The following is a 12576-nucleotide window of genomic DNA, read 5'->3' as shown; positions in this document are numbered from 1 at the left end:
ACCAAATGGCAACATCGGCGCTCGTGAGCGGCCCATATTTCGACGACCTCGAGGTCGGTCAAGTCTTCGACTCGGCGCCGTCGATGACGCTGAGTGAAGGCGCCGCCGGCGTGCACCAGGCGATCATCGGTGACCGCCTGCGTCTCGCACTGGATGCGCAACTGGCCTATGCGGTCACCGGGGCGACCGCGCCGCTCGCGCACCCGGCGTTGGTCTGCGACGTGGCGATCGGCCAGAGCACGCTGGCGACGTTGCGGGTCAAGGCCAACCTGTTCTATCGGGGCCTGGAGTTTCACCGCTATCCCGTCATCGGCGACAGCCTGTTCACCCGCACGGAGGTGGTGGGCCTCAAGCAGAACTCGGCCAAACCGGGTCGCGCCCCGACCGGACTGGCGGCGCTGCGGATGACCACCGTCGACCAGGTCGGCCGCCTGGTGCTCGACTTCTACCGCTGCGCGATGCTGCCGTTGAGCGCCGACCGCGAAACCGGGCGCAACGACAACCTTTCGAACATCGGCGCGGAACTCACCACGCCGCCCGATCCGACCTCCGACTGGGACGCCGAGGCGTACCGGGAGCGAGTGCCCGGGGCACACTTCGACCCTGGCATGGCGGGCGCGGTGCTGCAGAGCACGGCCGACGTGGTCACCAGCGCACCGGAGTTGGCCCGACTGACGCTCAATGTCGCTGCCACACACCATGATTGGCGGGTGGGCGGGCAGCGGCTGGTCTACGGCGGGCACACCATCGGATTGGCTCTGGCGCAGACCACGCGACTGCTGCCGAATCTGGTCACCGTGCTCGGCTGGGAGTCTTGCGACCACATCGGCCCGGTGCACGAAGGCGACACCCTGCACAGCGAGTTGCACGTCGAGGCCGCCGATCCGTTGCCGGACGGGCGTGGCGGGGTGTTGAAGTTGAGGTCACAGGTGTACGCGGTCGGTGAACCTGATCGGAAAGTGCTGGACTGGAGGTTTTCGGCGGTGCAGTTCTGAGCACAATGGCGGTATGAGGATCCCGGTCGCCGTGCTGACCAGGGCGCGGCACACCGCCGACGCGTTCGGCGAGTGCACCGGGGTGCCGATCGACGTGGGCGAACTGATCGCGGGCCGCGCCGCCTTGCTCGGGCTCTCGCCTCAGGGCCGGGTCTCCGCGGGCGGGGCCACCAGGCTGATGCCCAGCGCCGGCGGCTGGTGCGCGCTGACGCTGTCGCGGCAGGACGACATCGACCTCGTGCCCGCGCTGGTCGAATCCGACGCGGTCGAACCTTGGGCCGCCGTGCAGGCATGGACGGCGACGCGTACCTCCGCCGAGGTCACCGCGCGGGCCCGCCTGCTCGGCCTTCCTGTCGCCGCGCTCGGTGAAACGTTGCCCGCCCCAACAGTTTTCATGACACTTGCCGCGCCGGTCACGCCGCGCAACGTCAGCGGGTTGTTGGTCGCCGACCTCTCGTCGATGTGGGCCGGGCCCCTGTGTGGTCAACTGCTGGCGCGTGCCGGCGCAACGGTGGTCAAGGTGGAGACCCGCGCCAGGCCCGACGGCACCCGCGCGGGCTCGCAGGCCTTCTTCGATTGGATGAACGGCGGAAAGCTGTCGTATGCAGTCGATTTCGACGACCCGGCGCTACGGCACCTGCTCGACACCGCCGACGTCGTCATCGAGTCGTCGCGCCCAGCGGCGCTCACCCGCCGTGGCCTGGGGCCCGCCCCGCGCGACGGCCAGGTCTGGCTGCGGATCACCGGACACGGCACCGACGGCGAGCGCGCCAACTGGGTGGCGTTCGGCGACGACGCCGCGGTTGCTGGCGGCCTGGTCGACGGCCCTGCGGACGCCCCTCAGTTCTGCGGCGACGCGATCGCCGACCCGTTGACCGGCCTGCACGCCGCGCTCGCGGTGGTGGAGTCGTTGAGCCGGGGAGGCGGCGAACTGATCGAGTTGTCGATGGCGGCCGTCGCCGCCACCTACGCCGCCGACGACCGCACCGCCCACGCGCAGTGCACCGCGACGCCTGCCAGGGTGCCGCAGAGCGCACCCCTGGGTGCAGACAACGCGTCGGTCGAAAAGCTGTTGGCAACATGCTGATTCAGCGCGCGACATTGCTCGACGGCACCCCCGCGGACATCCGCGTCGGCGAGCGGATCCTCGGCGTCGGCGCACTCACGCCCGACACCGGAGAGCAGGTACTCGACGCCGCGGGCGCCACCGCCATCCCCGGCCTGCACGACCATCATGTCCACCTGCGCTCGGCCGCCGCGGCGCTGACCTCCGCCCGCGTCGGACCCGCGGAAGTGCGCGACCGCGACGATCTGGCCCGCGCGCTGGCCGCCGCCCCCGTCGGCGGCGACGGGTGGATCAGGGCCGTCGGCTACCACGAGGCCGTCGCCGGACCACTCGACCGCGACGTGCTCGACGAGGTGTCCCCAGCGCTGCCGGTGCGCGTGCAGCACCGCAGCGGTGTGCTGTGGACGCTGAACTCCGCGGGACTGGACAGGGTCGGGCTGGCCGACCATCCCGACGGCCGGTTGCGCAGCGCCGACCGTAGCTGGTCGGATAACTTGCAGCGCAACGAAAGTGGCCTGGCCGATGTCAGCCGCAGGCTCGCCGCGGCAGGCGTCACCGGCGTCACCGATGCGACACCGGACCTCGAAGTCGGCGATGTCGTCAAACTGATGCAGGCCCATCGCCACGGTGAACTGCTGCAGCGCGTGCACTGCCTGGCCCCGGGCAAGCGCATCCTGCACGACACGCAACTGGACCTCGACGAACTCACCGCGTGGATCGCCGAACGGCATGCCGAAGAGGCCCCGGTCGCCGTGCACTGCGTCACGGCCGCTCAACTGGTCGTCACGCTGTCGGCGTTGCGTGCGGCGAGTGTGCACCCGCAGGACCGCATCGAGCATGCGGCCGTCGTGCCCGACGACATGGTGTCCGAGCTGACCAACCTCGGCGTCACCGTCGTGACCCAACCCAACTTCGTCGCCGAGCGCGGCGACCAGTATCTGACCGACGTCCCCGCCGAGGAACACCACGCGCTGTGGCGACTGCGGTCGTTGCTGCAGGCAGGGGTGAAGGTCGCGCTGTCCACCGACATGCCATTCGGCCGCGGCGACCCCTGGGCGACCATGCGCGCGGCCGTGGCCAGAACCACCGCCGCGGGCGCCCGACTCGGGCCGCAGGAATGCGTCAGCGCGGAACAGGCGCTGACGATGTTCTGCGGCTCCGCCGACGCGCCCGCCCACCCACGGGCCCTCGCGGCCGGCGAACCCGGCGACCTGGCCCTGCTGTCTGCGCCGCCGGCGCAGGTGCTCGACGAACTCGACCCGCAGATGGTCGCCGCGACGGTTGTCGCGGGCCAGGTCGTCTTCGAACGTCGCTGAGACGCCGTTGACTCGGACCTCGGACAGCCCTAGAGTCTGATTTGCAGAAAAGCTTTCCTCAGTACGGAAGATGGTTACTCACCGCAGAACAGGGAGACAACAGTGCGCATCAGACACCTCGGAATCGTTGTACAAGACCTCGAGCGGACCGCCGAGTTCTACGAGAACGTGCTGGGCTTCAAGCGTCTCGGCGACGCACGGACGCCGGGCCACTACCCCGGCAAGGCCCTCGACCTCAGCGACGGCGAGGTGAACTACTCGCTGCTGCAACCCAACCCGGAGATCGAGCGGTCCGAATGGACCTACGGCGCGATGGGCCCCAACCACATCGGCGTGACGATCGAAGACACCGGCGCCGTCGTGCGTGCGCTCAAGGACCGCGGCATCGAGGTCTACGGTGCAGAAGCGGCAGACCCGCCGCGGTTCTTCAAGTTCCGTGATCCGGACGGTGTCGAGGTCGACGTCGCCACGCCGGAGCGTGGCTGGAAGTTCTGAGCACCAGGGGCCGCTCGCTTCCGCCGCTGTGGCTTCTCGGCACGATCGCAGGGATCTTCCTGCTTCAGGTCGCGGTCACCCTGGCCCGGCCGGTGTCGACGTACCGACTACTCGCCCTTGGCGCTGACGGCGCCACGGTCGGCGTGACGGCCGCATGTTTCGCCGTCCCGCCGATCGTGCTTGCCGTCAGCCTCGGCAGGTGGACCGAGCGCCACCACCCCGCGGTCATGCTGGGCCTCGGACTTGCCATCGGGGCCGCATCGGCTTTCGCCCTTGTTGTCGCAGAACAGGTCTGGGCCATCGCGCTCGCTACCACCGCGCTCGGCATCGGACACACCTCCGCGACCATCGGCGGGCAGAGCATCATGGCCCAGGCCGACAGCACGATCGCGCGCATCGGCAGGTTCGGCACCCTCACCACCGTTTCGGCGCTGGGCCAGATCATCGGACCGGTCGTCGGCGGCGTGATCATCGGCCACACCGAACAGCCCAGCGTCTCATCCACCTCGTCGGCCCTGCTGGTCGCGGCGTGGGCTTTTGTCGCAGCCCTGCCTGCCGCCGCGATCGCGCTGAAGACCCGCATCCAGCCCTCGACAGTGCGTGAGGGCAAGGCCGAACGGGTGTGGGGTCTGCTGCGCAGAAAAGGAATGACCGCGGCCTTGATGACGAGTTTCTCCGCCAAGAGCGGTGTCGATCTGCTGTTGGTCTACGTGCCACTGCTCGGCGTCGCCGTCGGGCTGACCTCGTCACAAGTCGGCATCCTGCTCGGCATCAGTTCCAGCGGAGCCCTTCTCGCGCGGGCTGCGACGCCGTTCTTCGTCCGCCGGATCCCGAATGTGCGGCTGACCGTGGTCGCGACCGGCGTCGCCGCCTGCTGCCTGCTGGTCCTCGCGATCAGCGGCAACCTCGCACCGATGATGATCGCGATGTCGGTGCTGGGCTTCGCGCTCGGTCTGTCACAGACCACCACCATGGACTGGGTCGTCAACCTGGTCGACGACACCAGCAGAGGCTCGGCGTTGGGCCTGCGCGTGGCCACCAACCGCGTCGGGCAGGCGTTCATCCTCGCGGTCGCAGGCGCCATATCAGGGGTGTGGGGAGTCGAGGCGGCCTTCGTGCTGCTGGCGGTGGTCATGCTGGCGACCGCCGCCTCGGGCTTCGCAAGCGCGCGCCGCGGTGCTCAGTCCGCAGGCGCCTGAGCACCCGGCGACATCGGCGTCCGCGATATCGTCTCGATCATCAGCTCACCGATGCGTGAAACCCGTTGCGCGGTAAGCCGACTCGTCGGTGCCGCCACGGCGATGGCGGCAGGCCGGCCCGCGAAGTCGCGAAACGCGACGGCCACCGAACCTACGTCCTCCTCGGTTTCGCCCGAATTGACGGCATAGCCGCGCATTCTGGCCTTCGCCAACTCCTTCAACAACTTGGCCTGGGTGGTGATCGACTTGTCCGTGCGGGCCGGGAACGGTTCCGCCGACGTCGGGTACAACCGGCACACCTGGTCATCGGTCAACTGGGCCAGCAGAGCCTTGCCCAGCGAGGTGCAATGCGCGGGGGCCAGGGTTCCGGTCCGCGCGACCACCCGAAGCGCGCGTTCGGACTCGACCCCGTCGACGTAGCGGACCTGATTTCCTTCGAGCGCACCGAGGTGCACGGTCTCGCCGGTCTCCGCGGCAAGCTCCTCCATGACGGGCCTCGCCTGCTCGCGAACGTCGAGGGAACCCACCACGGCGAGTCCGACCTCCACCAGCGCGGGGCCCGCGACATACGCCCGGGTAACCGGTTCCTGCTGCACAAAGCCGTGATGCGCCAACATGGCGAGCAAGCGGTGGGCCGTCGAATGCGCCACCCCCAGGTACTTGCATGCGTCGGTGAGCCGGACCCGTGGCTGCTCTCGGAACAGCAGCAGCAACAACAGCGCGTTGTTGACCGAGGCGATCGGGTAGGCGGGGCCGGTTTCGCTCTCCGGTCGCGACTTCTGCATAGAAGAATCTTACCTTCGCGCGGTACCCGAGGTTGCGCATGCACGATCTCCCTTGTGATGGGCCGAAAGTGATGCTTGACACAGGGGTGCCACCCTCCTAAGTTTTCTCACAGCAGAAGTTATTTCCGCGTACAAGACATCCGACTAAGAGGTCTGCATGGAGAAGGAGATCGTTCGGCCCGCCGAACAGCTCTCGCCGGAGCCGAGCCCTTCCGATGACAGCGTCCACGACCACCAGGCCCGGCTCACGCGCCTGATCCATGTGGTCCTCGGCCTGGTCATCGCCGGCGTCGGAGCCTGGCTGCTCTACAAGAGTCGCACCGAATTGGAGTTCCGCGGTCCGAACAACGAACCCGGGCCGGGCTACCTTCCCGTCCTGCTCACCACGTGTCTGATCGGGCTGGGGTTGGCCCTGTCCGCGGTCTGGCTGTTCGGCCCGAAGGCGCGCAGCGGAGAGGCGCCCACGCTTTCCTTGTCTCTCAAGGGATTTGGCCGCGCCCTGCTGGTGTGGTTTGCGCTGGCGATCTGCGCGTTCCTGATCGAGCCGCTGGGCTTCCTGGTGGCGGGCGAGGTGCTGGTGCTGTTGGTGATCGTCGTCGTCGAGCGGATTCGATCCATTCCGCTGATCATCACACTACTGCTGTTGCCGCCGGCCATGTACTTCCTTTTCGACACCTTGCTCGAGGTGCAACTGCCTGGAGGAACCCTGTGGTACTGAACGACTTCGGAGCCGACCGGTGAACGCGATCGAAGGCCTCCTGCACGGGCTGCAGGCGGCGATCACGCCCACAAACCTGTTGTGGCTGCTCGTCGGTTGCCTACTCGGCACGCTCGTCGGCATCCTGCCCGGCCTCGGGCCGCCCGCGACCATCGCCATCCTGCTGCCGCTGGCCACCGGGTTCAATCCCGCAACCGGTCTGATCATGATGGCCGGCATCTACTACGGCGCGAAGTACGGCGGGTCGACGACGTCGATCCTGTTGAACATCCCCGGCGAGTCCTCGTCGGTCGTGACGTGTATCGACGGTTACGAGATGGCCAAACAGGGCCGGGCAGGAAAGGCCCTCGGCATCGCGGCCATCGGGTCCTTCGTCGCGGGCACCATCGGCGTGATCGGCTTGACCTTCCTCGCTCCGGTCGCGGCCGACGTCGCAGTCAACTTCGGTCCGCCGGAGTACTCGGCGCTGATGGTGTTCGCGCTCCTGCTCGTCATCATGCTGGCCGGCGACTCGATGCTCAAAGGCTTCATCGCGATGTTCATCGGGCTGTTCCTGTCCACCATCGGCACCGACTTGTTCTCCGGCGCACAAAGATTCACCGGCGACCAGATCGAACTGGCGGGCGGCATCGAGTTCATCGCGCTGTCCGTCGGCATCTTCGCCGTCGGCGAGGTGCTGATCAACATCGAGGACAAAGCCGAGAAGCAACTCTTCAAGGTGCCCAAGAAGCTGAGCGAGTTGCTGCCGTCCCGCCAAGACATCAAGAAGTCGACGCCGGCCATGCTGCAGGGCGGCATCGTCGGGTTCCTGATCGGCATCCTGCCCGGTGCGGGTTCGACGGTCGCGTCGTTCGTCTCCTACATCATCGCCAAGAAGACGTCGAAGACGCCCGAGGAGTTCGGCAAGGGCTCGATCGAGGGCGTCGCGGCGCCGGAGGCCGCGAACAACTCGGAAACCGGCGGTGCGATGGTTCCGCTGCTGACCATGGGTATCCCCGGATCCGGCACGGGCGCAGTGCTTCTCGGCGCGTTGGTGCTCTACGGCCTCAACCCCGGCCCGCTGCTGTTCCACGAACACGCCGACGTGGTGTGGCCGATCATCGCCAGCATGTACCTGGGCAACATCGCGCTGTTGGTGATGAACCTGCCGATGGTGCCGTTCTTCGCCAAGCTGTTGAACACGCCGTACAAGGTGCTCTACCCCGCGATCCTGCTGATCTCGGTGGTCGGCGTGTACAGCGTCAACTTCTCGATCTTCGACGTCGGCATGCTGGTGGTCTTCGGACTGCTCGGCTATGTCATGCGCAAACTCGACATCCCGCCTGCCCCTTTGGTTCTCGCCTTTGTGCTCGGACCGATCGCCGAGAATGCGATCCGGCAGTCACTGCTGCTGTCGAACAACAGCCCGGTCATCTACCTTCAGCGGCCCATCTCGGCGACGTTGATCGGCCTGGCTGTCGTGTTGCTGGTGGTTTTGGCCTTCGGCCGCGGTCGCAAGGTTCGAGATCAGGTGGTGGAGATCGATGCGTAACTCATTTCGCGAGTTTTCGAAGAAGGGAACGGACATGATCCGAATTCGGCATCTGCTGACCGTGCTCATCGCGGCGCTGTCGCTGGTCGCCCTCGTCGCGTGCGGCAGCGGCGGCGGTGGGGGTGGCGGCAAGTCCGGCCCCGTCGAGGTCGTCACGCACAACGCCGTCGGCGGCGGCAGTGACGTCTTCACCCGGCAGATGATCAAGGTGATGTACGAGAACAAGATCATCGACACCAACTGGCCGGTGCGCAACGTCCCTGCCGGCGACTCGATCGGCGCCATGTCGTACATGGTCGACCACAAAGGCAACGCGGGGCTGATCGCACAGGTCACGCCGACGTGGCTGGCCACCCCGATGACCGTCGAGAACGCGAAGGTCAGCCTGGCTCAGCTGACTCCGATCACGTTGGTGGCCACCGAACCTCAGGTCGTGGTGACCAACGCCAAGTCGCCGTTCAACACGTTCGCCGACTTCGTCGCCGCCGCCAAGAAGGCGCCGGACACGTTGGTCCAGGCAGGCGGTTCCAGCACAGCCAACGACGCGCTGACCCGGTTGGTGCTGCAGGACGGCCTTGGGGCCAAGTGGAAGTTCCTGTCCTTCGAGGACACCGGATCGCGCATCACCGCGCTACTGCGCAACGACGCGAACATCATGCTCGGCAGCGCGTCCGACGTCGCTGAGCAGGTGAAGGCGGGACAACTCAAGGTGATCGCCGTGATCGGCGACAAGCGTCTGGACGCCTTCCCCGATGTCACCACCACGCAGGAACAGGGCATCGACACCGCGAAGGTGCCCGTGCAGTTCCGCGCCGTGATGGGCGCACCCGACATGCCGGCGGATGCGGTGCAGAAGTTCCAGGACGACCTGACGAAGATGGTCGAGACCGACGCCTGGAAGAACCTGATCAAGGAAGACGGCCTGGTGACGCAGAACCTCCAGGACGACAAGTTCGAGGCGTATCTGAAGGAGCAGACCGACATCGTCGGCGGTCTGCTGCAGGGACTCGGCCTGAGGAAGGATCAGTGACCAACACCGGTCCCACTTCTGCCCTTGCGGCGTTCGTCGCCCAGCAGCAACCCGGACAGATTCCCGACGCCGTCACGCACGCTGCGCGCCGAGCACTCGTCGACCACATCGGCGTCACGGTCGCGGGGTCGGCCGACGACGCCACCCGGCGGGCGCGCGATGCCATCGCGGCCTCTGAAAAAGGGGGAAGCGCAACGGTTGTCGGCACCCGCATGCGGGTATCGCCACCGTTCGCCGCGTTCCTCAACGCGTTCGCCTCCCATGTGCTCGACCTCGACGACGTGTACAACCCGCCTGGCACCACCGTGCACGGCAGTTGCTCGGTGTGGCCGGCGATCCTGGCCGTCGCCGACGATCGGCCGGTCAGCGGCCTCGACGCGCTGACCAGTTTCGCGCTCGGCTTCGAGGTGGAGACCCGGGTGGCGCACGCGGCGGGCCAGACGCACTACGACGCGGGCTGGCATGTGACAGGGACATCGGGGCACGTCGGGTCGGCCGCCGCCGCGGCGCGCACCATGGGCTGCAACGGTGAGCAGATCGAGCACGCGATGGCCGCGGGCGCCACCCAGGCCGCAGGTCTGCGGATCATGGCGGGCAGTGACCTGAAGAGCATGCATCCCGGTAAGGCCGCGATGGACGGCGTGCTCGCGGCCACCCTGGCCGCGCATCACCTGACTGCCAGCCCGAAGGTGCTCGAAGGGGATTTCGGCTACCTCGCGGTGATGAGCGCCGCGCCGGCCCCCGAGAAGATCACCGCGCAACTCGGCGAGAGCTGGAATCTGACCAGCAACGGTCACAAGCTCTACCCGAGCGGGTCTTTGACCCATCCGATGGTCGACGGCGTGATCGCGTTGGTCACCGAAAACGACGTCGCCGCAGACGATGTCAACGTGATCAACGTGCGTGTCTCGCCGCCTGCGGCGCGGTTCACCGATCTGCCGCAGCCGGCCACCCCGATGCAGGCCAAGTTCAGCCTGCGGCACTGCGCGGCCGCCGCGGTGGTGTTCCGCAGGCTCGGCAACGACGAGTTGGCGGCCGAGATACTGGCGCGGCCCGACGTGGTCGACCTCCGCGATCGGGTGAAGGTGGTCTCCGACCCCGCGATCGGCAAGCAGGACGCCGACGTCGAGATCACGCTGGCGTCGGGACGCACCCTGGCCACCGAGGTGCGCGGTAACCGCGGCACGGCCGCGGCGCCGCTCAGCGACGACGAACTGTCCGCCAAGTTCCGCGAATTGGTCACGCCGGTGCTCGCCGCACAGCGCGCCGAACGACTGCTGGACAACTGCTGGCACGTCGACGAACTCGACGACGTGTCGGTACTGCTGAAACAGACGGTGCCCGCAGATGGATGACATCGCCCTCGTCACAGGAGCGGGCAGTGGCCTCGGCGCAGTGATCGCCGAACGCCTTGCCCGTGAGGGCCTTACGGTGGCGGTGAATACCAGGGCGCGTACCGAGGAGGCCGACGCGGTGGCGGCGGCGATCCGGGCGGGCGGCGGCCGCGCCTTCGCGGTCACCGCCAACGTCACCGATCCGTCGGCGGTTCGGCGGATGTATGACGTCATCGCCGAACGTGGCAGGGTGCGGGTACTTGTCAACAACGCGTCGTACCGACCGAGGCAGCGCGTACAGAACATCAGCGAGGACGACTGGTATCAGGTCCGCTCGGTCACCCTCGACGGCGCGTTCCGCTGTGTCCGCCACGCACTACCCGCACTCATCCCCGGCGGACGCATCATCAACATCCTCGGGCGCAATGCATTGGCGGGCGACCCGGACCGCGTGCACCTGTCCGCGGCCAAGCACGGTCTGCTCGGCATGACGCTCGCACTCGCCGCAGCGCTTCGAGACGACGGGGTCGCGGTCAACGCGGTGTCCCCCGGCGTCGATACCGAGGGTCCCGAATTGGACCGCTGCAGAGCCGAAATCGCTTCTCAGGTCGCGTGGTTGGCGTTTGTGAACGCCGCGGAGGTCACCGGCACCGTGGTCCGGGTCGACTGCGACGGTTCAGTCGTCAGCGCGCCAGCGGTGTGGTGAGTTCGGCCATCGCGTCGACGTCGCCGCCATCGGCAAGCCCGAAGATGCTCTCCGCCAACTGATTTGCCCGCTCGCGGCCGAGAACGCCGTCCGCCAGGCCGTGGAATTTGTCCCGCAGTTCGTCATCGGAGAGCCGATTGCCCGGCGTGCCACGGGCATGGTCGACCCAGGTGTCCACGCTGTTGCCGTCGTCGGTGAGCGCGGTCGCGCCGGCCTGGGTATGCGGGACGTCGGCGTCGGGCACCACCTCGATGCGTGCCATCAGTTCGCGGACGTCGGGTCGCACCACGGCGGAGTCGGAGAATTCGGCTTCGCCGGCACGGCCGTCCAGCAGCGCGATCGAACAGGCGAACGTCACCGAGAACTTGCCCTCCAAACCCGTTCGGGGATCGGTCTTTCCGGTCAGCTCCAGCACCAGCGGGTGTACCCGCAGTCGAATCTTCTCGATGGCGTCCGGGGCAAGCCCGCGGCGGACGGCGAGGTCGCGCACCGCGTCGATGGCGGGGTGGATCACCACCCCGCATGCGTACGGCTTCACCCCGTTGTCGAAGATCTGCCACCGCTGCCCGAGTCCGTCGACCAGATCGTTGGCACTGCTGGCCGAGGACATCACCGCGAACATGCCGCGCCGGCCCTGCAGCGGATCAGGTGCCCCGGTGAACCCGCCCGCGGCGAGCAGGCCAGCCCAGACGCCCGACGCTGCGGCGTGGCCGGCATGGAACGGTTTGGTCATGGTGCCGAACTGCTCGCGATGTCCCGCGGCCTGCGTCGCGGCGATGCTCAGGCAATGCGTGGCCGCGATACCGCTGAGGCCGAGCAGCCTGATTGCGACAGTCACGGCGGCAAGCGCGCCGGTGGTGCCCGTCATGTGCCAACCGGCGTCGTAATGCTCGGGATACAGCGCGTTGCTGGCCCTGGCCGCGAGTTCGTAGCCGAGCGCGTGCGCGGCAAGCAGATCGACACCGCTGGTCTGCCGCCACTGCGCCAGCGGAGTGCCCGCGGCGTACAGCGGGGTGGTCGGATGCAGGATCGTCGGGAGGTGCGTGTCATCGAAATCCAGTGCGTGACAGGCGATCCCATTGGCCAACGCGGCGTCGGTGACCCGCAGTCGCTCGGTCGTGCCCAGGGCAAGGGCTTGCTGTTCGCCGCCGAGCACGGCGCACTGCTCGCGAACGATCCGCGCGGCAGGCTCCTGTGCGCCTGCGACCGCAAGACCGACATGGTCGAGCAGGCATCTGGCGCTCTCGTGCAGCACTTCGCCGGGGATCTCCGCGGCACTGGTGTGGCAGACGAAGTCGAGCAGCGTACGTGTCTCGACAGAAGTGCGATCGTCATAGCTTCCCGGGTCAGATGCCATGTAGTCTGTATAACAGAATTTTTTTCCGTAATACAGACTGGAGT

The 12576-nt window shown here is 67.5% G+C and carries 12 protein-coding genes; 10 read left to right on the top strand and 2 right to left on the bottom strand.

The window, feature by feature from the left end; genetic code table 11:
• Positions 1-5: 5 nt before the first annotated feature.
• The 5 genes from A5724_RS26660 (at position 6) to A5724_RS26640 (ending at position 5071) form a co-directional block, all read left to right on the top strand.
• Positions 6-995 (top strand): MaoC family dehydratase, encoded by a 990-nt coding sequence (locus A5724_RS26660; protein WP_197518788.1) that lies wholly within the window; start codon positions 6-8, stop codon positions 993-995.
• Positions 996-1008: 13 nt separating this feature from the next.
• A complete protein-coding gene (locus tag A5724_RS26655) occupies positions 1009-2082 on the top strand; it encodes a CoA transferase (protein WP_067809311.1) in 1074 nt (357 codons plus the stop codon).
• Positions 2076-3377 (top strand): amidohydrolase family protein, encoded by a 1302-nt coding sequence (locus tag A5724_RS26650; protein ID WP_067809309.1) that lies wholly within the window; start codon positions 2076-2078, stop codon positions 3375-3377. The genes A5724_RS26655 and A5724_RS26650 overlap by 7 nt, the downstream gene beginning before the upstream one ends.
• A 102-nt stretch (positions 3378-3479) precedes the next feature.
• Complete coding sequence (locus A5724_RS26645) at positions 3480-3872, top strand: VOC family protein (RefSeq protein ID WP_067809307.1); 393 nt, start codon at positions 3480-3482, stop codon at positions 3870-3872.
• The gene (locus A5724_RS26640; protein ID WP_082965293.1) at positions 3860-5071 is read left to right on the top strand and encodes an MFS transporter; all 1212 of its coding nucleotides are present in this window, start codon (positions 3860-3862) and stop codon (positions 5069-5071) included. The genes A5724_RS26645 and A5724_RS26640 overlap by 13 nt, the downstream gene beginning before the upstream one ends.
• Here A5724_RS26640 and A5724_RS26635 read toward each other — a convergent pair.
• The gene (locus tag A5724_RS26635; protein ID WP_067809304.1) at positions 5053-5856 is read right to left on the bottom strand and encodes an IclR family transcriptional regulator; all 804 of its coding nucleotides are present in this window, start codon (positions 5854-5856) and stop codon (positions 5053-5055) included. The genes A5724_RS26640 and A5724_RS26635 overlap by 19 nt on opposite strands.
• A 157-nt stretch (positions 5857-6013) precedes the next feature.
• On the opposite strand from A5724_RS26635, the gene A5724_RS26630 reads away from it, so the two are divergent.
• From A5724_RS26630 to A5724_RS26610, 5 genes are read left to right on the top strand one after another with little or no spacing between them, the layout of a single operon-like run.
• Complete coding sequence (locus A5724_RS26630) at positions 6014-6574, top strand: tripartite tricarboxylate transporter TctB family protein (protein ID WP_067809302.1); 561 nt, start codon at positions 6014-6016, stop codon at positions 6572-6574.
• Between the two features lie 19 nt (positions 6575-6593).
• A complete protein-coding gene (locus tag A5724_RS26625; protein ID WP_067809300.1) occupies positions 6594-8105 on the top strand; it encodes a tripartite tricarboxylate transporter permease in 1512 nt (503 codons plus the stop codon).
• Between the two features lie 34 nt (positions 8106-8139).
• A complete protein-coding gene (locus A5724_RS26620; RefSeq protein ID WP_067809297.1) occupies positions 8140-9135 on the top strand; it encodes a tripartite tricarboxylate transporter substrate binding protein in 996 nt (331 codons plus the stop codon).
• Positions 9132-10490 carry an MmgE/PrpD family protein gene (locus A5724_RS26615; RefSeq protein ID WP_067809295.1) on the top strand — a complete coding sequence of 453 codons (1359 nt, stop codon included), beginning with the start codon at positions 9132-9134 and terminating at the stop codon, positions 10488-10490. The genes A5724_RS26620 and A5724_RS26615 overlap by 4 nt, the downstream gene beginning before the upstream one ends.
• On the top strand, positions 10483-11175 hold the full coding sequence (locus tag A5724_RS26610; protein ID WP_067809293.1) for an SDR family NAD(P)-dependent oxidoreductase: 693 nt from the start codon (positions 10483-10485) through the stop codon (positions 11173-11175). The genes A5724_RS26615 and A5724_RS26610 overlap by 8 nt, the downstream gene beginning before the upstream one ends.
• Here A5724_RS26610 and A5724_RS26605 read toward each other — a convergent pair.
• Positions 11153-12532, bottom strand: a complete 1380-nt coding sequence (locus A5724_RS26605; protein ID WP_067809290.1) for an MmgE/PrpD family protein — start codon at positions 12530-12532, stop codon at positions 11153-11155. The genes A5724_RS26610 and A5724_RS26605 overlap by 23 nt on opposite strands.
• Positions 12533-12576: the final 44 nt, after the last annotated feature.

The sequence above is a fragment of the Mycobacterium sp. ACS1612 genome (assembly GCF_001667505.1).
In the GTDB taxonomy this organism is placed as follows: domain Bacteria; phylum Actinomycetota; class Actinomycetes; order Mycobacteriales; family Mycobacteriaceae; genus Mycobacterium.
This window is presented reverse-complemented; position numbering and strand designations above follow the sequence as displayed.